General features: G+C 53.7%; 26 protein-coding genes. 15 read left to right on the top strand and 11 right to left on the bottom strand.

The genetic code is table 11. The features are described 5' to 3' along the window. Positions 1–236: 236 nt before the first annotated feature. From ACR0AK_RS16250 to ACR0AK_RS16230, 5 genes are all read left to right on the top strand, one after another. On the top strand, positions 237–725 hold the full coding sequence (locus ACR0AK_RS16250) for a hypothetical protein (RefSeq protein ID WP_480794093.1): 489 nt from the start codon (positions 237–239) through the stop codon (positions 723–725). Positions 726–803: 78 nt separating this feature from the next. Continuing rightward, positions 804–1,211 carry a hypothetical protein gene (locus ACR0AK_RS16245; RefSeq protein ID WP_480794092.1) on the top strand — a complete coding sequence of 136 codons (408 nt, stop codon included), beginning with the start codon at positions 804–806 and terminating at the stop codon, positions 1,209–1,211. 53 nt (positions 1,212–1,264) lie between these two features. Continuing rightward, positions 1,265–1,744: a helix-turn-helix transcriptional regulator gene (locus ACR0AK_RS16240; RefSeq protein ID WP_480794091.1), complete on the top strand. Its 480-nt coding sequence runs from the start codon at positions 1,265–1,267 to the stop codon at positions 1,742–1,744. A 24-nt stretch (positions 1,745–1,768) separates the two neighbouring features. Further along, positions 1,769–2,005 (top strand): hypothetical protein, encoded by a 237-nt coding sequence (locus ACR0AK_RS16235; RefSeq protein ID WP_480794090.1) that lies wholly within the window; start codon positions 1,769–1,771, stop codon positions 2,003–2,005. A gap of 80 nt (positions 2,006–2,085) precedes the next feature. After that, the gene (locus ACR0AK_RS16230) at positions 2,086–3,024 is read left to right on the top strand and encodes a DMT family transporter (protein WP_480794089.1); all 939 of its coding nucleotides are present in this window, start codon (positions 2,086–2,088) and stop codon (positions 3,022–3,024) included. A 199-nt stretch (positions 3,025–3,223) separates the two neighbouring features. On the opposite strand, the gene ACR0AK_RS16225 is transcribed toward ACR0AK_RS16230, so the two are convergent. After that, positions 3,224–3,928, bottom strand: coding sequence for a helix-turn-helix transcriptional regulator (locus ACR0AK_RS16225; protein WP_480794088.1), 705 nt, complete (start codon positions 3,926–3,928; stop codon positions 3,224–3,226). Between the two features lie 105 nt (positions 3,929–4,033). Here ACR0AK_RS16225 and ACR0AK_RS16220 point away from each other — a divergent pair, with 105 nt between their 5' ends. Both ACR0AK_RS16220 and ACR0AK_RS16215 read left to right on the top strand, forming a co-directional pair. Then, complete coding sequence (locus tag ACR0AK_RS16220; protein WP_480794087.1) at positions 4,034–4,471, top strand: VOC family protein; 438 nt, start codon at positions 4,034–4,036, stop codon at positions 4,469–4,471. Positions 4,472–4,516: 45 nt separating this feature from the next. Next, the gene (locus tag ACR0AK_RS16215) at positions 4,517–4,867 is read left to right on the top strand and encodes a VOC family protein (RefSeq protein WP_480794086.1); all 351 of its coding nucleotides are present in this window, start codon (positions 4,517–4,519) and stop codon (positions 4,865–4,867) included. 156 nt (positions 4,868–5,023) lie between these two features. Here the strand turns inward: ACR0AK_RS16215 and ACR0AK_RS16210 are convergent, their stop codons facing one another. From ACR0AK_RS16210 to ACR0AK_RS16185, 6 genes are all read right to left on the bottom strand, one after another. Then, on the bottom strand, positions 5,024–5,962 hold the full coding sequence (locus ACR0AK_RS16210; RefSeq protein ID WP_170560053.1) for an HAD-IIA family hydrolase: 939 nt from the start codon (positions 5,960–5,962) through the stop codon (positions 5,024–5,026). After that, the gene (phnE, locus tag ACR0AK_RS16205; protein WP_170560051.1) at positions 5,926–6,741 is read right to left on the bottom strand and encodes a phosphonate ABC transporter, permease protein PhnE; all 816 of its coding nucleotides are present in this window, start codon (positions 6,739–6,741) and stop codon (positions 5,926–5,928) included. Before phnE (ACR0AK_RS16205) ends, ACR0AK_RS16210 begins: the two co-directional genes overlap by 37 nt. After that, positions 6,741–7,556, bottom strand: a complete 816-nt coding sequence (gene phnE, locus ACR0AK_RS16200; protein ID WP_480794085.1) for a phosphonate ABC transporter, permease protein PhnE — start codon at positions 7,554–7,556, stop codon at positions 6,741–6,743. The genes phnE (ACR0AK_RS16205) and phnE (ACR0AK_RS16200) overlap by 1 nt, the downstream gene beginning before the upstream one ends. After that, complete coding sequence (gene phnC / locus ACR0AK_RS16195; RefSeq protein WP_170560047.1) at positions 7,553–8,347, bottom strand: phosphonate ABC transporter ATP-binding protein; 795 nt, start codon at positions 8,345–8,347, stop codon at positions 7,553–7,555. Before phnC ends, phnE (ACR0AK_RS16200) begins: the two co-directional genes overlap by 4 nt. A 60-nt stretch (positions 8,348–8,407) precedes the next feature. Further along, positions 8,408–9,382: a phosphate/phosphite/phosphonate ABC transporter substrate-binding protein gene (gene phnD, locus ACR0AK_RS16190; RefSeq protein WP_480794084.1), complete on the bottom strand. Its 975-nt coding sequence runs from the start codon at positions 9,380–9,382 to the stop codon at positions 8,408–8,410. A 62-nt stretch (positions 9,383–9,444) separates the two neighbouring features. Beyond that, positions 9,445–10,254: a DeoR/GlpR family DNA-binding transcription regulator gene (locus ACR0AK_RS16185; protein WP_480794083.1), complete on the bottom strand. Its 810-nt coding sequence runs from the start codon at positions 10,252–10,254 to the stop codon at positions 9,445–9,447. A gap of 476 nt (positions 10,255–10,730) precedes the next feature. On the opposite strand from ACR0AK_RS16185, the gene ACR0AK_RS16180 reads away from it, so the two are divergent. The 4 genes from ACR0AK_RS16180 to ACR0AK_RS16165 are packed head-to-tail and all read left to right on the top strand — an operon-like array spanning position 10,731 to position 15,607. Beyond that, positions 10,731–11,756 carry an ABC transporter substrate-binding protein gene (locus tag ACR0AK_RS16180; RefSeq protein ID WP_480794082.1) on the top strand — a complete coding sequence of 342 codons (1,026 nt, stop codon included), beginning with the start codon at positions 10,731–10,733 and terminating at the stop codon, positions 11,754–11,756. Next, positions 11,757–13,973 carry an ABC transporter permease gene (locus ACR0AK_RS16175; protein ID WP_480794081.1) on the top strand — a complete coding sequence of 739 codons (2,217 nt, stop codon included), beginning with the start codon at positions 11,757–11,759 and terminating at the stop codon, positions 13,971–13,973. It abuts the gene before it with no gap. Further along, complete coding sequence (locus ACR0AK_RS16170) at positions 13,970–15,040, top strand: ABC transporter ATP-binding protein (protein ID WP_480794080.1); 1,071 nt, start codon at positions 13,970–13,972, stop codon at positions 15,038–15,040. The genes ACR0AK_RS16175 and ACR0AK_RS16170 overlap by 4 nt, the downstream gene beginning before the upstream one ends. Then, entirely contained in the window at positions 15,041–15,607 is a 567-nt protein-coding gene (locus ACR0AK_RS16165; RefSeq protein ID WP_480794079.1) for a histidine phosphatase family protein, read from the top strand. Positions 15,608–15,610: 3 nt separating this feature from the next. Here the strand turns inward: ACR0AK_RS16165 and ACR0AK_RS16160 are convergent, their stop codons facing one another. Continuing rightward, complete coding sequence (locus tag ACR0AK_RS16160; RefSeq protein WP_480794078.1) at positions 15,611–16,402, bottom strand: inositol monophosphatase family protein; 792 nt, start codon at positions 16,400–16,402, stop codon at positions 15,611–15,613. A gap of 151 nt (positions 16,403–16,553) precedes the next feature. Next, on the bottom strand, positions 16,554–17,756 hold the full coding sequence (locus ACR0AK_RS16155; protein ID WP_480794077.1) for an aminotransferase class I/II-fold pyridoxal phosphate-dependent enzyme: 1,203 nt from the start codon (positions 17,754–17,756) through the stop codon (positions 16,554–16,556). Positions 17,757–18,497: 741 nt separating this feature from the next. Here ACR0AK_RS16155 and ACR0AK_RS16150 point away from each other — a divergent pair. Continuing rightward, positions 18,498–19,031 carry a hypothetical protein gene (locus ACR0AK_RS16150; protein WP_480794076.1) on the top strand — a complete coding sequence of 178 codons (534 nt, stop codon included), beginning with the start codon at positions 18,498–18,500 and terminating at the stop codon, positions 19,029–19,031. A 415-nt stretch (positions 19,032–19,446) separates the two neighbouring features. Here ACR0AK_RS16150 and gad read toward each other — a convergent pair whose 3' ends face one another. Both gad and ACR0AK_RS16140 read right to left on the bottom strand, forming a co-directional pair. Next, positions 19,447–20,829, bottom strand: a complete 1,383-nt coding sequence (gene gad / locus ACR0AK_RS16145) for a glutamate decarboxylase (protein WP_480794075.1) — start codon at positions 20,827–20,829, stop codon at positions 19,447–19,449. Then, positions 20,826–22,253 carry an amino acid permease gene (locus tag ACR0AK_RS16140; RefSeq protein WP_480794074.1) on the bottom strand — a complete coding sequence of 476 codons (1,428 nt, stop codon included), beginning with the start codon at positions 22,251–22,253 and terminating at the stop codon, positions 20,826–20,828. The genes gad and ACR0AK_RS16140 overlap by 4 nt, the downstream gene beginning before the upstream one ends. 1,129 nt (positions 22,254–23,382) lie before the next feature. Between ACR0AK_RS16140 and ACR0AK_RS16135 the strand changes: the two genes are divergently transcribed. The 3 genes from ACR0AK_RS16135 to ACR0AK_RS16125 are packed head-to-tail and all read left to right on the top strand — an operon-like array spanning position 23,383 to position 26,094. Then, entirely contained in the window at positions 23,383–24,120 is a 738-nt protein-coding gene (locus ACR0AK_RS16135; protein ID WP_480794073.1) for a GntR family transcriptional regulator, read from the top strand. A 7-nt stretch (positions 24,121–24,127) separates the two neighbouring features. Continuing rightward, entirely contained in the window at positions 24,128–25,165 is a 1,038-nt protein-coding gene (locus tag ACR0AK_RS16130; RefSeq protein WP_480794072.1) for an ADP-ribosylglycohydrolase family protein, read from the top strand. Next, a complete protein-coding gene (locus tag ACR0AK_RS16125) occupies positions 25,162–26,094 on the top strand; it encodes a PfkB family carbohydrate kinase (RefSeq protein ID WP_480794071.1) in 933 nt (310 codons plus the stop codon). Before ACR0AK_RS16130 ends, ACR0AK_RS16125 begins: the two co-directional genes overlap by 4 nt. Positions 26,095–26,106: the final 12 nt, after the last annotated feature.

The raw sequence follows: 26,106 nt of genomic DNA, 5'->3' as shown, positions 1-26,106 counted from the left end.
AAGGTCGTTCTAAGCCAAAGTCATATGGACGTTTGGCACACAAAAACCTCATCGTGAACAACGCAATCTGAAGGCGTCGATCTTAAGCATTTTGGCCGTGCTACGCGTGTCTATGACTTTGGCTTATTCCACCAATAATCAGGCTCGCGTCCAGTATTCCGATCGAGTTTTTGACTGCATCCAGGCTTCACGGCATCAATCCAAGCCGCGCAAAACCTTACAAATAGGAAATGAAAATGCGTACTCTCTCGTTCCCTCACAGCCCTTTGATCCTAGCCACCCTGATCACCGCAGTGTCGTTTCAACCGCTCGATGCCAAGAGCATCTCGGTTGTTGACCCAAGCACGGGCGAAAGTACTGAGCTGTCAGAACTGGATTTCGCCTCGCTGACCGAAGAAGAACGCGTCGAGATCCGGGATCAGTTGGAAGAAAGGGGCGTTCGACCCCGAGGTCAAGTGCGCAACGCGATCGACATGTCTGAGGTTGAAGTCGTAGACCCGACAACCGGCGAGACCGTAGCACTGGGGGATATCGACCCCTCGACCCTGAGCCCCGAAGACCGACGGAACATTGGCGATCAACTGGCCGAACAAGGGGTGCCTACAGGCCGTAAGGGCCCTGACAATGACAGCGGAAACGCGGAGCCCGACAGCGAAACTTCTGAAACCGGCCAAAGGGGTCGCGGCGGAGAAGGTCGAGAAGGCCGCGGCGGTCCCCGCGGGTGACATCAAAGCAACTGCGCATCGGTTGACACGATGCGCGGTAACCCCTTAGCCAAAATGCAAAGGTACGGGAACTCCATGATGCGCAGATCACTCATCCTCGCAGGCACCGCGGCAATCATGTTTTTGCACTCGCCTGCCCAGGCGCAGGAATCCGTTGCTGATGATGTCATCGCGCGGATTGAGGCCGAAGGTTATTCGGTTGACGAGGTAAAACGGTCCTGGCTGGGTCGTATAGTCATCACTGCAAGCGATCATGATGAGTTGCGCGAAGTCGTGTTGAACCGCACTTCGGGAGAGATTTTGCGGGACCAAAGGTTCGTGAAGGACCCAAATGGCGACAAGCGACCCGCGTCGCAACCAAGTGAACCAGACGAACACGCCCCACTTGGTGAACCAAACGCACATGGCGGCCCCAAAGGAAAAAGCAAATCCGACGGCCCCAAAGATGCGGGCGGACATCGTGGCAAAGGCAAAAACGGTGGGTGATCCGACATGAGACAACCTGCTGAAACAGAATTGCCCTGCGCAGGGTGTCGCGCATGATGAATCGTGCCTGGGTTGTTTGGACCCTTGTCCTTATCCAGTGCCTATGTGGTGCGTATTTCGTGTGGGAAATCTTGGCATCTATTCTAGGCATCCCTTCGGTTCCGCTACGTTGGAATGTGCGAGAGCTTGTCGAAGCAGGTGCCAGTATTGGGCTGATACTTGGTGCTTTTCTGGGTGTCCGGCTTGCGCTCGTGGCGCGAAAAGCAACGCACCGCGCCGAAACTGCCCGCCGCATCACGTCCGGCGAGTTCACAACCGTCGTAGAAGCGTATTTTGAGAAGCTTGGCCTGACTGGCGCGGAAACAGAGATCGCCTGGCTTGTTCTGAAAGGCATGTCTATGGCTGAGATTGCCAATCTGAGGCAAACCCGCATTGGAACCGTCAAGGCCCAGTGTACTGCGATTTACAGAAAGGCGGGAGTGTCCGGCAAAAGCCAATTGATTTCACAGCTCGTGGAAGACCTTCTATTCTAAACATAAATTGGATCAGATGGCGCTATGGCACTCATTCGATATAGCGCATCAACTTCTCATCCAAATCCAGATTTCTGGTTTCGACAGTTTGTTCGCCTTGTTCGAGCTGTTAGCTTTCAAGCCCAAGATCCAAATTTCATCTCCAAATCAAAATTCTCACAGTTGGCATGCATCCAGACCGCGCAGTTGGCAATAAGAGATAACGAAGAAGCCAGAATTGTGCCGCTTCAAGGTATATTTTTAGACATTAGAAAATACTGACCGCTTTTGTATTTATCGCTCCTATCCGCATGAAACGGGTCGTTTCCATTTGATCGAATAAGTTATCAGAGTAAGGCAATTTGAAACTGGACCTGCCGAACATGACCAAAGCTCCCGATCTGACATTCGATTTAAAGTCGACCATGATGCTGTTGCTGCTTGCAGCTGTTTGGGGAGGTTCCTTTTTCTTCGGTGAGATTGCCCTGCGTGAGGTACCTCCACTCACTATTACGCTGCATCGCGTCCTTTGGGCTGTGCCTATCTTGGCGTTGCTTGTGCGGATAAAAGGCATTGCGGTTCCCAAGTCCCTTCGGGTTTGGGGTGCCTACTTGGTAATGGGCGCACTCAATAACGCCATACCATTTTCCCTGATCTTCTGGGGCCAAACGCAGATTGATAGCGGGCTTGCTTCCATTCTGAATGGAACAACCGCCATGTTCGCTGCCGTTGTCGCGGGTCTTTTGCTTCCAGATGAACCGTTGACGGCAAAGAAAATCATCGGTGCTGCGCTGGGAATAGCAGGCGTAGCTTTCATCATGGGGCCGAGGGCATTGACGGAATTTAACCCTAGTAACCTGGCCCAGCTCGCGATTCTTGGGGCAACGCTGTCTTACGCGTTTGCGGGCGTTTGGGGCAAAACGGCGTTAGGTGGACAGCCTCCACTCATGAATGCACTTGGCATGTTGATCGGCAGCACGGTTTTGATGATACCAATCGTTTTTGTGTTCGATGGTCCCCCAAATCTGTCTCTTTCCGCAGGCGTGTGGGGCGCTCTTATTGGCATGGCCGTCTTGTCGACAGCACTCGCGTACTTCCTCTACTTTGCCATTCTCGTACGCGCCGGTGCTGCCAATTTGCTGTTGGTCACATTGCTTATCCCGCCGTTCGCAATCGGGCTTGGAGTAATGTTTCTTGGCGAGCAAATGGGGTTGGAAGCATGGATTGGTTTCGCCATTATCGCATTTGGTTTCGCGGTGACTGACGGGCGTTTGTTTTCGTATTTTCTTCGAAAACATTAACAAACAAAGCGGTCATTGGTTCAAAATGCTGCATCACATGGAATGAGCTTGGTGCAGACTTCGGAACTGACGCGGCATGGGCCCCTGCTCTGTTATGCGAAAATCAACTGTCGGCGCATTCCGGGCGTGGCTCAAATAACGCGCTGTTTCATTTTAGCTTTCCCAAAGCAGCCTTTGAATAACTTTGCAAAATCCCGTCTTATGTTGCCTCTTCATACCGCTTCCTTTCTGCGTCCGTCGAGCTGCGCCACTCTGCGCGTAGAAGGTCCATTCGCCGGGGAATACATTCCTCAAGCACGTTGGCCTCAATGATCCGTTCGGTTCGAAAGTAGCGAAATCCGCCGCGCAACTCGCACCAGCCGGCGATGATGCGGCTGGCGTCCCGGTATCCCAGAAGTATGGGCCAGATCACCCGACTGGTCTTCCGGTCTGAGTGGTCTGAATAGGTTAGAGAAATCTTCTTACGGTGCCGAATGGCCAGACGTATAGCGGCTGCACCGAGCACTTCATCTGGCTGAACGACGGGCGCGACTGTTACGGCCGGTTGAAGAAAGGACGTCCGGTATTTGTCCGGTGTGACGGCTTCCAGCTTGGTGATCAGCTTCTCAGCCGCCAATGCAAGTTCGGGCTCACCTCGGGTTTGGACCCACAAAGCTCCGAGCGTTACGGCTTCGATCTCATCGGGGGTCAACATCAGCGGTGGCATATGAAAGCCGGGTTCCAACACATAGCCGACCCCGGCCTCGCCGTTGATAGGCACGCCCTGCCCGATCAGCGCAGCAACATCGCGGTAAACCGTTCGTTTTGTCACGCCCAATTCTTCACCAATTGACTGGGCAGAGATCGGCCCTTTGGCACGTCTCAGAATTTCGATGATTTCAAATAGCCTGTCGCCGCGCCGCATGTCATCTCCTTTCAATGACACAAATCATACTGACACCATGCTGACAACACGCTGTCAGCATAGGCGAGGTAGAAGCAGGAAGAACACCAGACAGGATACCAAATCATGAGACGTTTCACTGCCCTAGCGCTTGCCGCGTTCCTGCCCACAACACTCTTCGCCGAAACGGCGGAGCCAAGAGTCCTCGCACCAATCGTAGCCATGGGGGCCTATGTTGCGACCGACGACATGGAGGGGTCCGTGGCCTTCTACCGTAAGCTGTTCGACAGTGTCCCAGTAGTCGGGCTTCCGGATTTCGTGGCGTTCGACGTAGCTGGCGGCTGGTTCGCGGTTGTTTCGCGGAAGAAGTACGCGCCAGGATCTGAGCCAGGCTTCGGCGCGGTCCCCTTCCTGCAGGCTTCCGACCTCGAAGAGTTACGCGACCGCGCCACCGCCACCGGCATTGCCACACCTGAAATCATCGAAGAGCCGGGTATCCATTTGCTCAAGATAACGGACCCCAATGGCCAGTTGATCGAATTCTTCAAACTGACTGATCAGTGACGCGCCCATTACTAATCCTAAACTCAAAGGACATGCACCATGCAAATGAACTACTTTGTCGTCGGGACAAACAACATGGCCACTGCAACGCGCTTCTACGACAAGCTCTTCGCGCAATCAGGCTTGGAGCGCGTCTCGCCGACGGACAGAATGACATACTGGCTAGGACCAGATTTTGCCTTCGCTGCCGCGATCCCATTTGACGAGAACCCCGCAACGTTTGGTAATGGAACGATGGTGGGTTTTAGCGTCGGATCAAACGAAGAGGTGGAAAGACTACACTCCTTGGCTATTGCGCTTGGCGGAACGTGCGAAGGCGAACCGAAGCAACGTGGGCCACGTTTCTCTGCCTATGTCAGGGATCTGGACAGGAACAAGATTTGCCTCGCCGCGTAATTCAGTTTGGTGCGGCTTTCGCAACGGGCTTCGAACGGGTTCTCCAGAGCTGCCATTCGTGTGTTGCGCGACATGCCTACTTTCAGAGTTTTAGTGGCGCTGACATACTTAGCATTCCAGTTAAACAGAATATCAATCGAAAGGAACGCTCTGAACTCAGGGGCGGGAAACGACAAAGTTCGGTACGATCCCTGCCTTCTCGATCGCGGCTTCAACATCATGGCCTGCGAAAAACCCAAATCCTGAGATGAGAGCTGAAACCACACCGGCATTATGTGCGCCCAGAATGTCGGTGTGCAGGCTGTCGCCGACCATCAAAATTCGGGATTTGTCGATGTGCTCAAGGCGTTGGAAGGCAAGATCATAAATGTTGCCGAACGGCTTGCCAAAGAACTGAGGGGTGATACCTGTCCGGTCTGCCAACCGATGCGCGAAGAGACCAGGTTCTTTGGAGAATCCGTACTCGCGAGGGGCAACAATGTCAGGATTACCCACCAATACCGGGCGGGGACGCTCTAGCAAGGCAGCCTCCAACATTGCCTGTCTCGTTTCTGTCCAAGCCGCTGACCCAATCATCAAAAACCCGTCGACGGTTTCGTAGGGCTTTGGGTCATCCTCCAGATAGGTGAGTTGCAACGCCTCCAAATCGCGAAGACCCGCGCTGGGTGTCGCCATTAACCCCCAATGCAACCCACTTTGATCGCTTAGCTCTGATAGTAGCGTGGCCCGACTCGTGATTACGTCCTGCGGCGCGAAGTCGTATCCAAGCCTAGTGTACTTTTCCAAGAGGGTGGCGTGAGGATATCCCGCAGCATTCGATACAACGAGAACACGCTTGCCTGCGGCCTTCAATGACCTGACCCGCTCTGGCGTGTCCGGGATTGCCGTTTCACCGATATTCAGAACTCCGAAGGCGTCGAGAAGGAACACGTCGAACTCAGGAGCTATATCTTCCAGTGTCTCAACCTGGCGATAGCTTACTTCTGTAGGTATGGTTTCCGGAAGGCGGTGGCGTACTGCCTCGTAGGCATTAAACGCCTCTTGCGCTGAGAAATCGGTCAAATGATCGCCCCTCGCACTTTCGCCGAGACCCATTCACTGATCATAACCGCGACTAAAATTACGATCAGTATCAAGCTGACTTGCGGCCAAGCCAGAACGTTTAGCGAAGCTGAAAGTTGCAACCCTATTCCCCCGGCACCAACCAGCCCCAAGACAGTGGATTCGCGGATGTTGATATCCCAACGGAAGACAGCAATGCCTGCGAAAGCTGGTAGGATTTGCGGAACGATCCCGTAAGCCATGACCTGCCAGCGCGACGCACCGGTTGCCGTGATCGCCTCGACCTGCGTGTGATCAATTTCTTCTATGGCTTCATAAAGAAGCTTTGCGCAAAACCCTATTGAACGGATGGCGATTGCTACAACACCGGCAAAGACGCCAGGTCCAATAATTGCAATCAAGAGTAGCGCCCAGATCAGCGAGTTGATTGAGCGGGTCGAGACAATGACTAGCAGCGCTACGGGCCGTATGAATAGGGCTGAGGGTGTGGTGTTGCGGGCTGCCAGAAAGGCAACCGGCACAGCCAGGAACAAGGCAATGATTGTACCCAGCGTCGCTATGTTCAAGGTGTCCCAAATCGGGCGGCCCAGTTGAGTGATGTAGTCCCATTTCGGAGGCGTTGCACGGGTCCAGATATCGTTGGCAATGCGCGGTGCGTCCCAAACGAAAAACCACGTCGTCGACTCCGAGATGAGCTGCCAGCAGTAAACGAAGATCGCTACGCCCAATAACCAACCGAACCATCGAACCAAACTCTGACCGGTCGTACGCCGGCGCCAGATTTGCGTATCGTCGCGTTCAAGTACCGGCATTACTGAACCCTCGCCCGGATAACTCCCGAAAGGTATTCAAGAGCCATGACGATCCCGATGATAAGTATCAGAATGGCCGCAGCCGTGTCGTATTCATAGCGATCAAACGCAGTGTTCAGTGTCGCACCAATACCGCCAGCGCCCACGAGACCAAGAATTGCGCTTTCTCGGAAATTTATGTCGATCCGGTACATAGAAAGCCCTACAAGTCGCGGCATCACCTGAGGCTGAACTCCATAATTGATCCATTGCGGCCAACGTGCGCCGGAAGCCTTGATCGCCTCGGCCTGGACCTTGTCCATCGCCTCTATATCTTCGGCCAAGAGTTTTGAGAGAAACCCAATGGTCGCGAAAGAGAGTGTTAGAAACCCTGCCAGCGGACCAAAGCCGAAGATAGCCACTAGCAAAATCGCCACGATGATCTCTTGCAACGCCCTACTTATCGCGACAATGCCCCGGCAAATCATGTAGATTGGCAAGGGGGCAATATTGCGTGCGGCCCCCAGACCAATTGGGATCGAAATCACGATACCCACGACCGACGCAGCCACGGTCATAATGATACTCTCGAGCAGACCGCTCCAAATGTCTGACCACCGCGAAACGAAGTCCGGGCTGGTAAATGCCAGCACAAACGCCCACCCCCTGTCCAACCCTTCATAAACCCGGCCCCAATCAACTTCGATGGTCATGAAAGCTGCGATCAGATAGGCGAAAAACCCAAGAAACAATGCCCACCGGAGCAGTGGGTTTTTGACAAAGGCAGGCTTACGCCAGCCCTTTCCCAACATGTCGTCCAATTCTCGATGGCTCATTCTGCAGCCTCGACATCTTCATCTTCGTCCACTTTTTCGATTGTCGCTTCCCAGTCTTCCTCCCCATAAATTTCGGTCAGCTTCTCGGGGGTGAGGCCTGTTGGAAGGCCATCATATACAATCTCGCCAAAGCGGAGACCGACGACGCGAGGAACAAACATTTGGGCGAGTGCCACGTCATGGATATTGATGATCGCCGCCAATCCGCGCTCCTGACACAGCTCGGTGATTAGCCGCATGATCTGACGGCTGGTTTTAGGGTCGAGCGACGCAGTTGGTTCATCTACGAGCAACAGCTTCGGGTTTTGAATCAAGGCGCGGCAAATACCAACCCTTTGGCGTTGACCACCCGACAGTTCATCTGCCCGTTTATCCGCCATGTGTAACAGGCCAACCCGATCAAGCAATCGGAAGGCCTCATCTACATCTGGCTGGGGATACCGCCGCAGAAAGCTGCGCCAGAACCCGACGTAACCCAACCTGCCGGACAACACGTTTTCCATTACCGTCAGGCGTTCGACCAGGGCATATTCCTGAAAGATCATACCCATTTCACGACGCGCTTTCCGCAGCGCACCCGAGCCGAGCTTGGTCAGGTCCACGTCATCCAGAAGGACGCCGCCGCTTGTGGGTTCAACCAAACGGTTTATGCAACGGATCATGGTCGATTTGCCCGCGCCCGAGGGCCCAATCAACGCAAGAACCTGTCCCTTAGGCACCTCAAGATCAATAGCTTTCAAAGCCTGATCCCCAGTCTTGTATGTTTTCGTCAGCTTTTGAAGACGCAGCATGAATTGCCCCAGATTAGGGTGGACAGCGGGCCCGTTGAGGCCCGCCTGATTATTGGAGTATCACTGACACGCGTAGGAAACGCCATTTGCTGCATCAATCTTGCGAATGACGTCCCAGAATTCCTGGTAGGTCATTTCAAGAAATTGGCCTTCGTTCGACTTTGAAAACTCAGCCTCAAGTGTCGTGCCCTCCCAGTTGAAGCTGAAGAAGGCATTGCGGATTTTCTCCTGCAACTCGGGTGTCAGATTGTAAACAGTACCAAATCCAGTTGTTGGGAAAGTTTGCGATTTGTAGATCGTGATGACGTCATCTTCGTTGATCACATCACGCGAAATCATTCGCGATTTTACCGAGTTCGCAATTGAAGCCGCCAGGTAATCCTTGTTGGCAACACCCAGGATCGAATTATCGTGCTTACCCGAGTAGACAGGTTCGAAATCACGTTCCGGCAGAAGATCAAAGTCGCTTTTCAGGATTGCCGAGGGTGCTTTAAAGCCCGAGTTGGATGTCGGCGACGTAAACGCCAACTGCTTGCCCTTAATGTCCTCAACCTTTTCGATGCCCGAGCCCGGATAAGTAATGATTTCCATCTCATATCCGAAGTTACCATCCTTCGAAGCCATAATTGTAAATGGCCGGAACCCCGCACAGTTTACCGCCAGTGGATTGGAGCCTGTGTTGAAGCCCGCAATGTGCAGACGCCCCGAACGCATCGCTTCAATCTGGGCGGCGTTGTTCTGAACCGGAAAAAAGACGACGTCCTTGCCGGTTTCAGCCTTCAAATGTTCTAGAAAATCGGACCAAGCAGTTTTGTAAACGGCGGGATCTTCCACCGGCGTATAAGCAAAGATCAAGGTATCAGGATCTATTTGCTCGGAGGGTTCTGTTGGGATATCCGCGATCAAATCTCCGTCGGCGTCACAAAAACGCTCGTCCAAGTCACCGCGCGGACAATCCTGCGCCGACGCCGTTCCACTTAGCGACATTAGCGCAATTGCAGATGCACCAACCAATAGTTTGATATCAATCTTCATGTTTTCCTCCCAGTCATGCGCGGTCCTTTTTTTCGACCCGCTGTTAATCAGTCAAATTATGCCTACCCTGCGACGAGAACATCGACCTCGGCGCCCTCAATAGCGTTACGCAATTCTCCTGTTGGTTTTTTATCAGTGACAATGGAATCCAAACTACAAAGGTCTCCCACTTGAGACAGACCTTTGCGGCCGAATTTCCCGGAATCAATAAGAAGATGCCGTTTTTTGGCACGCGTCAGCATCATCCTTTTTACTGCAGCAAAGCCCCGCACTGTTTCTGAGGGCCCTTCCGTCGAGAAACCCGATGAACCGATCAAGCACCTGTCGACATTAAACCGAGATAGAAACTCAAGCGTCTCGGTTCCGATCGTGGCGGATTCAGCTGCCAAGTATTCACCTGGGCATAAAAGGATTTGAACGGGCCCTTGGCCCAGAGTCATCGCCACGGGAATTGAATTTGTAATCACCGTGCATGGGGTGCCGATATAGGCTAGTGCACGTGCCATCTCGATAGTGGTTGAGCCGGAATCGATCATAACCGTTTCACCGCCCTGAATCAGTTCCGCCGCGCTAACACCTATTCGCTCGCATTCATCAACTTGCGCGTTTGTTCGTTCATCCAAACCTGGATAATGCCCTTGGGTCGGAGCTGATGCACCCCCGTGGGCACGCGCGATAAGGCCGTCATTCGACAGGGCCTCGAAGTCCCTGCGCACCGTCTCAGTGGAGACATTGAACCGTTGGGCCAACTCGTTGATGCGAACGTGCGGGCGCAGCTTCAATTCCAGCAATATCTGCTGGCGCCGGTCGGATTTCTTGACCCGACCCTTGCCCTTATCAGTCATTTTGCCGCGTGTTTTGGTTTTGGACATCCGACGACCCGACTAGGTTTCGAGCTCTACCTTTGTGGGCTTTCGGGCATTTTGCAATAATTTTTGTTGCATAACCCACGGAAGGTTGTGAGAATTCCAGAGATTCCAAGTGTTTCAAAGCGCAGAGTAAGAATGCACAGGCTGATCAATTTCAGAATGGGAATTGGGAAAACGTCTTAATCCGCCAACTGGCCAATAAGACAGTATCCTCATGTATTTGATCGTGTGGCATTGGGGGAAAGCATGAGCGGCCGCAAAACGGCAGATCAGATTGCAGCGTTCAATGTACTTGGGCACGACGCGTCATTGGCTTTTGCCAGCAAAGCGAAACAGAAAAAGACCTGTCGCGATTACTGAAAAGTTTGACAGATGATCAGAAAGTTCAAACTGTCATGAAGAAGCTTCGAAAGGCTACATGAGGAAGGGCACAAAAGAACCGGGAAACTCGGACGTAGAAAGCTCAAAGGGAGGAAACAATGAGAAAATTGACTTACACTGCGGTTGGATCGGTGATTGCACTGACCGCGTCAATGTCGGCGGCACAGGCCGACAAGCTGACACTCTATTGTTCGGCGCAGGAAGATTGGTGCCAGCTCATGGCGCGAAGCTTTGAAGATGCGACTGGCATCGACGTCAATATGACCCGGAAATCCTCAGGCGAAACCTTTGCACAAATCCGAGCCGAAAGTTCGAACCCGAAGGGTGACGTTTGGTGGGGTGGCACGGGTGACCCTCATTTGCAGGCCGCCGAAGAAGGCCTGACGATGGAATACATGTCACCAATGCGCGACCAGCTTCACGATTGGGCGATATCTCAGGCGGAAAGCGCCGGCAACAAGACGATCGGTATTTACTCGGGTGCGCTTGGGTATGGCTACAATGCCGACCTTGTCGCCGCAAACAACCTGCCCGAACCCGCCTGCTGGAAAGACTTGCTGAAGCCCGAGTACAAGGGCCATGTTCAAATGGCGAACCCGAACTCGTCAGGCACGGCTTATACGACGCTGGCCTCAATGGTGCAGATCTTCGGCGAGGATGAAGGCTTTGAGTTCATGAAAGGCCTGCATTCGAACATCAATCAGTACACCAAGTCTGGTTCAGCACCCATCAAGGCCGCCGGTCGTGGCGAGAATACCATTGGTATTGTCTTCATGCATGATGCTGTGAAACAGGCCGTTTCGGGGTTCCCGATCAAAGTTATCGCACCATGCGAAGGCACCGGGTATGAAATTGGCTCAATGTCAATCATAGACGGAGCTCGCAACGAGGAAGAGGCGAAAAAGTTCTACGATTGGGCCCTGTCGCCCGAAGCTCAGAACCTTGCACTTCAAGTCAACGCCTTTCAGGTGCCATCAAACAAGGACGCGGAAACTTCGGACAGTGCGCCTGACATGAGCCAGATCAAGCTGATTGACTACGACTTTAAAAAGTATGGCTCCTCAGACGAACGGAAGCGTCTATTGCAGAAATGGGACGAAGAGGTTTCGACTCTGCCGCAATAAATGACTGACCAGAATTCAAAAACGACCCATCCGGTCCTGATCTTCTGGATCATCGCCGGGTGGGTCGGATTCTGCCTGTTGCCCTGGTACATGGTCGACGGCGGCCTGTGGTCGTTCGAGTGGCTTTTGGACGGCTACCCTTTCAATGAGGATTATGCCCCCGCTGCGTTTCTGATTGGGCAGGGTGAAAAACTCTGGCTGGCGCCGCTCCTGATCGCTCTGGCGCTGCCGCTTTTGGTGTTGAAACGCACCAAATCTGATCCACTTTACGCCCGCATTCTGATCCTGTCCGGCACGCTCGGCTTCGGCTGGTTGATCGCTCAGGGGTTCAGTATTGGCATAAGAGGATTCAATTTCGATTGGCTGGAAGCGTTGTTTGGCGACCTTGGCGATCGTCAGTTCGGCATGGGCTACGGCGCAATGATATGTGCCTCGAGCTTTCTGTTCCTGCTCACTCAGGGGATCGCAGCAAGAGGTGCCATTAACGGTGACGTCTTTGTTGTGAGCGCCATCGGCGGCGTGATTACAATCGTTACCGCATTTGTCTTTTTCCCAATTGCCAAAATGCTTTTCGCCGCCTTTATCACCGAAGATGGTGCGTATTCCATTGCGGTATTCTTCTCGAAGTTTTTCGATGATCGACTGTGGGGTCTGGGGTGTTTTCAGGGTGCGCGTTGTGGCGCGGCCTGGAATTCACTGTTCCTTGCCATCCTAGTTGGCGTCATCACCACCGTCCTAGGTCTTTGCTTTGCACTGGTCGTGACGCGTTCAGGCTTTCGTTACAAGCGTGCGCTGCGAGCTCTTACCGTTCTGCCAATAATCACCCCGCCGTTCGTGATCGGCCTGGCGCTAATCCTGCTTTTTGGCCTGTCCGGGTCTGTCACCCGGTTCGTTGCTGAACTATTCGGCACGCAACCGACACGGTGGCTTTACGGAATGCCGGGCATCCTGATTGCGCAGACACTCGCGTTCACACCAATTGCGTTCCTCGTACTGATCGGCGTGGTTGAAGGCGTCTCTCCTTCGATGGAGGAAGCTGCCCAGACCCTCCGGGCCAGCAGATGGCAGACCTTCAAGACCGTATCCTTACCCTTGATGCGCCCTGGTCTGGCTAATGCGTTTCTTCTGGGCTTCATTGAAAGCATGGCCGATTTTGGCAACCCGCTTGTATTGGGCGGCAATTTCGACGTGCTTTCGACCGAAATATTCTTTGCTATCGTCGGCGCTCAATACGATCAAGGTCGGGCGGCAGTTCTAGCCATGGTTCTGCTGTTCTTTACACTTTCATCCTTTTACGCACAGCGCGTCTGGCTGGGTAAGAAAAGCTACACCACTGTCACCGGCAAAGGCGATGCAGGCGTGCACCCACTGATGCCTGGCGGCCTGTCGGTCCCCGTGCTGGTCGTGGCCCTTGGTTGGGGTCTATTCACAATCATCGTCTATGCGATGATCGTCTATGGCAGCGTGGTTGAGCTATGGGGCGTCAACAACTCGCTTACACTCAAACACTATGTCACGGCTTTCTCCGTTCGCTTCGAAGAAGAGGGCATTCGCTGGACCGGGGCGGCTTGGGACAGTTTCTGGACCACCATCACCATCGCGGCCATTGCCGCACCTTTGACCGCCGCTGTTGGGTTGGTGACTGCCTACCTGCTGACCCGACAGAACTTTGCAGGCAAGAACGCATTTGAGTTCGGCACCATGCTGTCGTTCGCAATTCCCGGAACAGTGATCGGCGTCAGCTACATCCTTGCCTTCAACGTTCCGCCAATCGAAATAACTGGGACTGGCGTTATCCTGGTTGTCAGCTTCATCTTCCGCAATATGCCGGTCGGCGTTCGCGCGGGCATCGCGAGTATGTCGCAACTTGACCGCAGCCTGGATGAATCCTCGCTGACTCTTGGTGCCAACTCTTGGCAGACTTTTCGAAACGTCATCTTACCGCTGCTGCGCCCCGCGATACTTGCCGCGCTTGTCTACAGCTTTGTCCGTGCCATGACGGCGATCTCGGCGGTCATCTTTCTGGTTAGCGCTGAGTATGACATGGCAACCAGCTATATTATCGGTCGGGTCGAGAATAACGATTATGGCCTTGCTATCGCCTATTCGACAACGCTGATTTTCGTGATGCTCGCGGCAGTCGGCTTATTGCAACTTCTCGTCGGCCGGGTCCAAATCGGTCGACGTACGCAGCACGGAACGGAGAGATCGCCATGACCGACACCAAAATCGGTTCCAAGGCCGCGCCGGTATGCTTTGAGAACGTTTCGAAAGTGTTCGGCAAGGATGTAGTCGCCGTCGACAGCATCAATCTTCAAGTAGACGCAGGAAAACTCGTCACGTTGCTTGGTCCGTCAGGCTGCGGAAAAACAACGACGCTGCGCATGATTGCCGGGTTGGAGATGGCAAGCTCAGGCAAAATCCTGATTGGTGACCGAGACGTGACCAAACTGCCCGCCACCGACCGCGATGTTTCCATGGTGTTTCAATCATACGCATTGTTCCCTCATATGAGCGTGTTGGAAAACGTGATGTATGGGCTCACATTCTCGGGCTTTGCGAAGGATGAAGCGCGCAGTCGTGCGTTGTACGGGTTAGAGTTGGTTGGGCTTCAAGGATTCGACAGCCGCCTTCCCTCTGAGCTGTCCGGAGGCCAGCAACAGCGTGTTGCCGTTGCACGCGCGCTGGTTCTTGAGCCACAAGTCTTGCTGTTCGACGAGCCGTTGTCCAACCTCGATGCTAAGCTTCGTCGTCAGGTGCGCGAAGACATTCGGGCAATCCAGCAAGACCTTGGCTTGACGGTTGTTTACGTCACACATGATCAAGAGGAGGCGCTGGCGGTCTCGGATGAAATCGTCGTTATGCGCAACGCCGCTATCGCCCAGACGGGTACACCGCGGCAGCTTTACGACGCCCCGAATGACCGGTTTGTTGCCGATTTCATTGGCGAGGCAAACCTTCTGAGTTGCCAAGTCGTCAATATCGATGGTGACATGGCAACGATCGAAATCGAAGGTTATCGCCACATGCTCCCACACCGAGGTTTGTCCAAAGGGCCGGCTACTATCGCAGTGCGCCCCTCACGTCTGGTCATCGGTTCAGATCAGGGCATACCAGCTACGGTAGCCAAAGCGACGTATGTTGGAGTCCGGATGGAATACACGCTGACAGGTAAGTTTGGTCAGGTTTTTGCCGTCCACGATAACGTAGACGCACCGTTTGAACCCGGCGTTCAAATCAAGATGGGTTTTACGGACAAGGGTCCGGTGCTTTTGCCAGATTAAATGCCAAACCTATTTATCATCACACATCCCGAGGTCTCAGTTGATCCGGGTATCCCGATCACAGATTGGGGCCTAAATGCGACGGGCCGCAGACGCGCTACTGTATTTGCTTCTGGTAAATTCTTGTCGAATGTCACGCAAGTTTGGACCAGTTGCGAGCGAAAGGCCCAGGAAACGGGCGCAATTCTTGCCGAAGATCAAAAGCTGCCCGTTAGTTTCCACTTGGGTCTTGGTGAAAACGACCGCACCGCAACTGGTTATTTGCCTGAGGCCGATTTTGAGGCCGCAGCGGATGCTTTTTTCGCTCATCCTGAAGATAGTTATCGAGGTTGGGAAACAGCTGTCGAGGCGCAAAAGCGCGTTCATCAGACAGTCACCGAGATTATCCAGATGCATAAGGCCGGGGATATCGCGATCGTAACACACGGGGCGGTTGGTACATTGCTGTGGTGTAAACTCTCGGGTCGATCGATAGACCGCAGGTACGACCAGCCTTCACAAGGCCATTTCTGGCGGGCAGATATATCGACGCTAAAACCGCAATCAGGTTGGATATCGTTGGCCTAGACGTTAAGCGCTCCAGGCACTTTCAGCGATCTCAAGCAACGTCTCGAATACATCTGGCGTACCCACGATCACACGCCCGCCGTCCCGGATCATAACGTCAGCATTTTGATCCTCGATAACGCCACCCGCTTCAGAGACCAGCAGTTGCCCAGCAAGACAATCCCAGGCGTTCATATGTTCTTCTACGTAGCCCAGAAGACGCCCGGCAGCCACATAAGCCAAAGACAGGGCTCCGCTGGCGTTTCTGTGGAACATGGCCCCGTGTTCGACCAGATCCGCGATAACGGGTACGACATGGCGTGTTTCAATCCGGTTCGAATATCCCACAGCAACCGTTCCGTCCCGCAACGCCACGCCCGACGCGACGCGCATTCGTGATCCGTTTAGGATCGCTCCTTCCCCGCGCGTTGCGACAAAGGTCTCATCCACATTTGGGTCTCGGATCACGCCAATCGTTGTTTTCCCTTCGGTCACGCCAGCCAGAACAATGGTCCATGCAGGTATGCCATTAACGAAATTTGTTGTTCCATCGATTGGATCTATCACCCAGTCAAAGCCGCTTTCCCCCGTTACTGCGCCGTGCTCTTCCCCAAAAACTCCGTCTTCAGGCCACGCCTCTTCGATTCTTTGACGAATGAAGGTTTCAACATTTTTGTCCGCTTCGCTCACCCAGTCCTGAGCGCCTTTTTGATCGACAATAAGACTATCCCGATCTCCGAAGTAATTTTGGGCAATTACGCCAGCCTCCTCGCAGACTCCGATGGCAAAATCTCTGCGTTCTGAAAGTCGAGACATGGGCGGCCCTTTTCCGGTTGAAGAGTTGCCATGCAACATTGCAAGCTACGCGAATGCCTGGCAATCACGGAGTGGTTTCGCAGTCTTCAGGAGACTAGCACCCGTTTGGCGAACGAGTGTTATCCAAGTGACGGTGGACCTATGGCATCCTTCAAGCGCGCGCAGCATCAAAAGGCCGGAATTCTGTTGCGGCCGCCTGAAATGCTGGCATTGCGTTTTCTATCATTTCGTCAGTAGCCGTAAGGCAAATTCGAAAGTCCGTTGGTCGGTCGAAAACTGTTCCAGGCATCACGTAGACGCCACGCTTTTGTAGAAACTCAGCAAAGGCCTCGCTGTCACCGCCCGGGGCCCGCCCCCAAAGATAAAAGGTGCCTTCCGGCTTTGTCATCCCGTAACCCCATTGGCCGAGCGCGCCAAGCATACGTTCACGTCGGCGAGCCAACGCGGCAATGTCTATTGAAACGCTTTCAAGATCCGGCAAAGCGTAGATCAATGGGGCATCCGGGACATTCCAACCATCCGCCATTTGCACCGCAAATCGGAGAGTCTGAAGCTCTTTTCGTTCCGCTGCAGGCAGGGTTGGAGAGATAGCAAGGTAGCCAAGGCGCAGACCGGGTGCGAGGAGAATTTTCCCGTAAGAATAGTCGATCAGTGTGTACGGATAGACGGCAGCCGGGGTCGTAAAGCCAATGCCCTCAAACCGAATTCGGCGGTAGGGTTCGTCAGACAATATCCAAATTCGATGACCAACCTCGGCTGACTTTGCCTCGAGCAGGTCGGCGAGCTGTTGTAAATCAGTACGCGAGTATATGCGACCTGTCGGGTTGTGCGGCGTATTAACAACCACGATCTTGGTGCGCGGGGTTATCGCGCTGGCAATAGCTTCTAGGTCGAGATCAAAACTGTCCGGATCCAGAGGCACCTGTACCTCTTTGGCATCTGCTGCCGCCAGCATTGGCCCATAGCAGAACCAGCCCGGCAACGGCACGATACACTCATCTCCGGGCTCAAGCAGCATGGTGAAACACATCTTAATGGCCCCAAAGGCGCCCTTGGTTAGTGCGATGTCTTCCGCCTCGAACGGAAGACCCAACTCCTTAGACAAAGCTTCTGCCAGAAACGCACATTGGTCCGTTTCGTTGGTTTTGTATGCGAACCAGTCCACGCTCTGAGGCTCGGCGTGTATTTTCAGCGCATCGACGACACTGGGCAGAGGCATTTCGTGCGGATTACCAAAAGTGAAATCAGCAACAGCAGGCGTTTCCTTTACCGCAGCATTGTAGGTTGTAAAGAAAGCTTCAACTTTCTGGATGGAGTGCGCAGCAGCGTTTGCACGGCGGGCCGTCATGGACATTTAACTCTCCTTGCTAAGATGGCGTTTCGCGAGCACAGAAGGAATATTGTTAGGTCGAACAAAGATATCCGTTCTATAACATTTTCCAGCCTTTTTCGCCATTTAACTTGTGCAAGTTGGAGGCCTTTGTCGAAAGACTATTTCCATATTTGTCTCGGAACCGGCTTCCATATCAGCAATCCGCAACGTCTAAAGTCGGGCAATCTGGGCATCATCGCTTCGGCAATCGTGAACAGTGAAATTCAAATGCAACGATCAAATGGCTTTGAAACGGCAGGTATGGGCCCGAAGTATCTGTGCAGACACTTCTGGATAAGAACTCAATCCGACGGATACTGCGTTATAGGCGACTACTGCCTTTTTTAACGTCGGCCACATCTTTGTCCCAAAGCCAGAGTAGTAGACATGCGATCGTAATAATCCCCGAGTTGGGATATTCGGAGACCGTACAATGCGTGATGTGACCAATGGCGTCGTCGCAATTGTGGTAGTAACCATGATGGCAATAATGGTCGCTGCAATCACATATCAAGAGTTCTCTTGGTGGGTGTTCCCATTCAGTTTGTTGTTTTTTCAATTTTCGCCGGAATTCTGTGGGTGTGCTTCCTGAACCATCGCGAAGACAGATTCCGCCGCGCTTTCAAAGACAATTTTTCAGAGGAACCTTGGATGAGAGACAAGAGGTGGCGGACAGACCAAATGACGTCTCGAAGTAGACCAGAGTTCTGGGGAAGTCTGTCGGTGGCATTTATCCTGGGGCTGTTTGCCGTCTTTGGCTTTGTCACCTTGCAGTCAGGACTACCCGAAGGGAACTATTGGGTATTGCTCAACATCATTCCAATTGCCGGCGCGGCCTACTTTGCCCGCAACACCTATCTTGCTTGGAGAGCGTGGAGTTTTGAACGGTACGTTACCGTGACGTCCGAGACCCGCTCGGCATGGGTCGGCACAGAGTTCCTTGCAGTAATGAAGACGACGAAAGTTCAGCGAGTTGACCAAGTTGACGCGTGGCTGGAACACCTGAAAGTCGTGCGCCGAGAAGAAAGTGACGGGGTCACTTTTGAGAAAGTTATGGACCATAAACTAGCATGCCAAACGGAAGAGATGGATAGCGGCCAGATCAGAATCTCGGTCAACATCCCCAAGGAAAGCCCTGCGACTTCATGGAATGATGATGAGCAAGAACGATGGTGGGATTTGGTTATCGTAGTTGGTGCATCGGGCAAAAAGATCACTTTGAGGTACGAAGTACCCGTTGCCAGCCCAGCACAGTAACGAGTTTAGAGTGCTGGGCGCAGCCTGACCGGTACAAATGAAAGCGGATGCCTCGCGACCGGTAAGAAACGGTGAATTTGTCGCGTTTCACTGCCACCTGCGAGCTGGGTGTTACCCCAAAATGAGCGACGCAGGAGAGTATCTGTTTGGTCGAACTTGGGATTAAGACGACGCAGAAAATCTGCGCCAAACTCTACGGCCGAACCGCAGATCTGATCTCCGGCCTAAATTTCTCGATCCTTGACCAACGAGGCTATCTGCCACTTACGCAAAACAGCGGATTGCTCGTGCTCAAAGTGGTCAGAAAATTCTGAGAACGCACCTCAATTTTTGCGCAAAAAAACCCGCAGCCCCGCCGCATCTACACTTACTGGAGACTACGCAGCGCCGGGCCTGCTCAATACCAAGGCTCAGATCAGACGTGTGAGAATACACCTCTGTGCCTCACGTCAACAATGTTTGTCGCGATTTCCTCAAGACGTGCAACCACCGCACCTATGTCTTTCAATAGCATCTCGGCCATATCATAACTAAAGCCTTCCCTGATCACGATGCGCAAAACATGGATATCTTCGGCCCCTTCGGGCATTGAATAGGCAGGCACTTGCCATCCGTGACCCCGCAAAAGCTCAGACACGTGATAAACCGAGTACTGTTTCGAAGCCTTTACCTTGAACGCAAAGACCGGAATCGCGCTGCCATCGCTCAGAAGCTCGAATGGTTCCATATCTGCTATGCGTGCGGATAGAGTCTGTGCAATCTCACTCAGATTACCCATGACCTGAGTATATCCGCTCCGACCCAACCGCAGGAAGTTGTAGTACTGACCTACGATTTGATTGCCTGGGCGAGAAAAGTTCAGAGTGAAGGTGGGCATGTCACCACCCAAATAGTTGACATGGAATACAAGGTCTTCCGGCAAATCAGATTTGTCACGCCAGACAACCCAACCAACGCCCGGATAGACCAGCCCATACTTGTGGCCCGACACATTGATCGACTTGACAAGGGGCAAGCGGAAATCCCATTCCAGATCCGGTTGCAGGAAAGGCGCAACGAAACCGCCGCTGGCGGCATCGACATGCAGCGGAACGTCGAACCCCGTTTTTTTATTCGATGCTACTAAGGCGTCGTGTACCTCTTTGATCGGTTCATATTCACCGGTGAAGGTGGTCCCCAGAATTGCGACGATTCCGATGGTGTTTTCATCGATCTTGGAAATTGTGTCTTCGGGGTCGATCACATAACGATCTTCCGCCATCGGGACATACCGGGGTTCCACGTCCCAATATCTGCAGAACTTTTCCCAGACGACCTGAACGTTTGTGCCCAGAATGAGGTTTGGCTTGTCGGTGGGTTTTCCCTTTGCTTTCTGGCGAGCACGCCAGTTCCATTTCATCGCCATCCCGGCCAGCATCACGGCCTCACTCGACCCGATTGCGGATGATCCCGTAGCCTCGCCCGGCGCATTGAACAGATCTGCGACAATCTTGATGCAGCGCTCTTCGATCATCGCAGTGTTCGGATATTCATCCTTGTCGATCATATTCTTGTCGAAGGTTTCCGACATCAGTCGTTCCGCCTGCGGTTCCATCCATGTGGTGACGAAGGTCGCCAGATTCAGGCGTGCATTGCCGTCCAGCATTAGTTCGTCATGGATCAGACGATAGGCTGAATCCGCATCCATCTCATTTTCCGGCAGGCTGAATTTCGGAATGGGTTCACGCATGTAGCGCCCGCCATAGGCTGGCGTCAGCACCGATTCAGTATCCGAGGACGGGTTACGTTTCTTAGTCATGATTCTACCTTTTTTGCGTTTTGCAGCTCATGGTTCTGATCCCATTTGGGTTGGCGGAGCGCATAGATCAGGAATGGCACCGCCGAGACAAGCACGACACCCAACACCATCATTAGTTCGAAAGACAAGATCGACAGTCCGCCGACCGCAGGCGGGATAAACCCGATCCCAAAACAGGCAACAGCAGCTAGCAAGCCAATGCCTGCGATAAGCCACATTCCCGCATTGCCCCCGGGCACGCGATAGGCACGCTTTACCTCTGGGTGAGAGTAGCGCAACCGGATCGCGGCTGCATACATAAGCACGTACATCAGCGAATAGATCAGCACGGCAATTGACGTCAGGATCAGAAAGGCCGTGTTCACATCATCGACCAACAGGAAGGACATCGCGATCAGCGATATCAAGAAGGCCTGCAGGATCAACAGGTTTGTTGGCACACCCTTTTCGTTGACCTTCTGCGCCCAAACCGGCAGGTTGCCAGCCTGCCCCGCGGCCAGAATACCTTTGACAGGTCCGACGATCCAGGTGCTGACCTGACCGGCGGCACCAAAGGCGACCAGAACGGCTGCGACAGGTGTCAACCATACCAATCCGAAATGCGCGAAGAAGGCCGAAAACGCCTGCATTGCGCCGTTAATCTGATCAATCGAGGCCGCGGGAAGGATTGCGGCAACAGCCAAGCCCCCCAGCAGCGTCAGCACAAACCCAATGGCCGCGGCACTGAAAACAGCCAGTGGATAGGTACGGTGAACATTTTTGACCTCGCGCGCATGGCTGGCTGAAACCTCGACACCCACAAAACCAAAAATGAAGCTGAGAAACAGGACAAGATTTCCGGTTTCCCACAGGGACGGCACCCAATTCTCGGCCGTCAGCGCGGTGTCGATTTCCAGCGGATTTCCTTCACCTGCATAAACTGCGCCCAACCCAATCAGCACAACAGTCGGTAACAACACTCCAACGGAAACAGCAATACTGCTGATCAGGCCTGAGCTTTTTGACCCTCGAAAATTGGCGAATGTCGCCGACCAATAGACGATCAGAATAACAGAGACGATGAAGTACTTGTTTGCCCCCAAAGACGGATCGAACGCATAGGCCAGCGATGCCGCAACATAGGCCACAATCGAAGTGATCCCAAAAATGCTCTGTGCCCATTGAAGCCATACGGCGACAAATCCCGTTCTGGTACCAAAAGCGGCCTCAACCCAATGGAAGACACCGTTTTTAGGCCAACCAGTGGCCAGTTCCGCTGAAACCAGCGCCACTGGTATGAGATAGGCGACGATTGTGATGGCGTTGAAGACGACCATCTTCATTCCGGTCTGAGCCATCATTGGCATATTGCGCAGCGTCATGAACAATGCAGCAGTTATCAACGTCAGTGCGATGATACCGATCTGATGTTTGGTTTCGGTCAAAGAGATGTTCCCGGGTGTTCGATTTGGATTCCACTCGCCTCAGACGTCGTGCGCGATTTCCTGAAATTATGTTGGTTACGTAAATACAGGCAACTTCTGCATCTGTTCGCTGTCTAGCATGCAACGAATTAATTCAGTTTAATAGCGCCTCAGTGTTCATGACCTACCAGGTCAAACAATGATCCAGACAAATGGCGCCTCAGCCGACATAAGCATCGGTTTTTGGCACTTCCAACTCGCAAGAGCTGTTAGTAAACCCGGCTTACATAATGTTGCTGGAGGCTTCGGGCATAAGGGCATTACGACCCGGCGAAACTGGTTTTGGAACGAACAAATAGCAAGATGAGAATGACTCCCAGGTTTTAAAAGCCCGTTTTTCTCTCCGAAGCATCGTGGCCGCCGGACGCGTGAAATTGATTTAATTGAGTGCCCCTCTCAGCCTCACTAGAGGTACGGTTTCTCGGGCCTTGAATGGGCATTCAAGTACATCCGTGCGCACGAGAAACGGGTTGCGGTCACTGCCAGGAAAATAGGTTACCTCCCACTCGGTCACGCACAATATCAGCGCCAGTGTCATGCTCATAAAAGGCGACGAACCAGATAGGCAAAGCCCGGGAAAGACATGCTCGACGAGCTGGTGCGGATTGTTGAGAAACAAAGCTCCGATGGGTCTATTCTAGTCCAAATCAAGGCTGACTATACGCGGTTAATTTACCTTCGGTAAAAACAAGCCCCACCAATCCTGTACGATCGAACAGAATATGGACGGCCGGACTCACAGGATAGTGCGTCAGACTCGAGGTGAAAGCCGGCATGCATACGCGAACTCTACGAAGCAGGTGACATAGCTTGAATTTCTGGCGGGTCACGACGCAGCTTGGGTTTGCCAGCTTTCCGGAGCGTTAAATTAACTTTCTTCTAAAAATGTTTAAAAACTATAACTTGGTATCTTTTGTTAATGTTGCCAACAACAGAGCCCACCTGGATTTGGCCAACAGTGTTGTTTCGCTACGTAACTGCTGAACTCATGCAGCACGCACCAAAGTCAGACGACGGCGTCCCGCGTCAGGAATAGTACTGCGGACTAATTTCGTTGACTATCAAAAACGGCCACAATAAAGGTACAGGTATGAACAGGTTTGAACACGATGATACAGGAATGGATTTGATAGGCGCCTCAAAACCGGTCCGGATCGCGCATACACTCGAAGCGGACATACGGTCAGGCATGCTTAGCCGAGGCGATCCGTTGGACAGTGAAAGCGCGTTGGTCAAAAGGTTTTCGGTCAGTCGCAACACCATTCGCAAAAGCCTTGAAATTTTGAGCAGCAAAGGTCTGATCACCACCAAAAGTGGCATCGGATCTTTCGTAACGTTTGATGGCAAAACCATCGACGACCGGTCAGGCTGGAGCGTCGCACTGGCCTCAGGTGATATCCGGCTGGAAACACGCGTCTTGGCCCTGGCTCGTGGCCCGATCAGCATTTCCGATGCGCCGACACTGGACAGTTCTGAGTTTCTGGTCGTCGACCGCCTTCGGCTCCGAGCAGAAGATGGTGAGGGTGTCTCATTGGAACGTAGCCGGGTGCCTTGGCAGGACAGCTTCGCTGGTGTTCTGGATGAGGGTCTGGAAGCGGGATCCCTGACAGAGCTATTGCGGTCCAAGGGCTTGATAGTAGCCAGTGGTGACGAATGGGCCGGCGTCCTGCCTGCCCTGTCGGACGAGGACGCGCGGCTGATGCGGCGCAAAGCCGGGGAACCGATGTTGCGCCTGCGACGCCTGACACGCGGCGCCGATGGCTCTGTCATCGAATTTGTCGAAAGCATCCTGGATCCGGTCATGTTCGGCCTGCATATGGAGTTCTGAGACACAAATGTCGGGTCATGACCTTCAATTCGATCGTGCATGTGGCGCCCTGATTGGGATGGCTATCGGCGATGCGATGGGAATGCCATCCCAAACCCTGCCGCGCGCGGACATTATTCGCCACTACGGCAGGATCACGACGTTTGTCGATCCGTTCCCGGATCACCCCGTCTCGCATGGTTTGAAGGCCGCCCAAGTCACAGACGATACCGAACAGGCGTTCCTGTTGGCAGAACGTCTGATCGCGGACCAAGGTGCTTTGGACGAAACCCGATGGGCGCAAGACCTGTTGGGATGGGAGGCGGGCGTGCGCGAACGCGGCTTGCGCGACCTGCTTGGCCCCTCCTCCAAAGCTGCGCTAGACGGGATTTTGGCGGGGAAGCCAGCCGGCGAAACTGGCCGAAACGGTACGACAAACGGTGCCGCGATGCGCATTTCTCCGGTTGGGATCGCCTGCCCGATCAATCCAATGTCAGGTCTTCTGGATGCTGTCGAACTGGCTTGCAGGATGACCCACAATACCGGTGAAGCCATTGCCGGAGCGGCAGCCGTTGCCGCAGTGGTAAGCTGCGGCATTGAAGGATTGGCTTTCGACGCGGCCATCGAACCCGCGCTTCAGGCCGCAGCGATCGGTCAAAAACGCGGGTTCCCAGTTGGCGAGCAGGAAATGGCGCAGAGAATTTCTGCCGCACTTGCCGCCGCTGACACGGGGTTATCAGCAGAGGCCCTCGCCGACGGGATCGGAACATCTGTTGCTTCACATGAATCTGTCGCCGCTGCCTTTGGTGTTGTTCGGCTTGCAGGCTGCGACCCGTCGGAAGCAGCAAAAATAGCCGCAAACATCGGCGATGACACAGACACGATCGGAGCTATTGCCGGTGCAATGGCCGGGGCTTGTGTCGGCCAAAGCGGGATCGCCCCTAATGCCGTCAAAACGGTATTGGACGCAAATGATCTTCCTCTGGAAAAGATCGCGAGCGGCCTGTTGCGCTTAAGAACCAACAGCGAACAACGGATTGCCGACAATACGAGGGTTGAAAGATGACTATTCGTTTGTTGCAGATGTCCGGCGTTGTCGCAGACCTCCTCTACGAGGTAGAGCGCGTCCCGCTAGCAGGCGAAGAGGCCATTGTCCGGGGTTTTTCAATCAAACCGGGTGGCGGCTTCAACGCGATGGTTGCGGCAAAACGGGCGGGCATGATGGTGTGTTATGGCGGCACGATCGGTTCGGGACCGTTTGCGCAGCTTGTGCGCGAAGGACTCAACGCCGAAGGTATCCCCTTTCTACGAAGCCAGGACCTGACACGGGATCAGGGCTGCTGCAGTGTTCTGATCGACGCCGAAGGCGAGCGTACTTTCGTGGCCAGCGACGGCGCCGAAGGCCATGTCAGCGCCGAGGATCTGGATCAGATCGCCTTTGCTGAATTTGGCTGGACCCTGCTGTCCGGCTACGCGCTGCATTACAAGGGCTCGCGGGAAACGTTACGCAATTGGCTTGAGACTGAGAATACAATCCACAACCTTGTTTTCGACCCGTCCCCCGTCATCGCGTCAATCCCGGACCAAGCGCGCGACGCGGCCCTGACCCGGGCGCAATGGATCAGTACCAACACCCGCGAGGCCACCGTCCTGACCGGCCAGAACGACCCTGCCAAGGCCGCCCAAAACCTTGCCGCGTCCCGTCCGCCGGGCGGTGGTGCAGTGGTGCGCTGCGGCGCAGACGGGTGTTTTTTGGGCAATGGCGACACCGTCGAGCATATTCCGCCGTACCGCGTACAGGTGGTCGATACAAACGGAGCGGGCGACGCCCATGTCGGCAGTTTTGTCGCCCGGCTGGCAGCGGGTGACACGGCAATTCAGGCAGCCCGATATGCAAATGTCGCAGCCGCGATTTCAACGACACAAAAAGGCCCGGCGACAACACCGCTCAGCGCAGTGGTTACCGAGGTTCTGAATAAGAAAGAGGCCTGCTGATCGACAGGGTTT

Source organism: Ruegeria sp. BI12 (assembly GCF_056537985.1).
The sequence above is the reverse complement of the archived record's forward strand: the minus strand, read 5'-3'. Positions and strand labels throughout refer to the sequence as shown.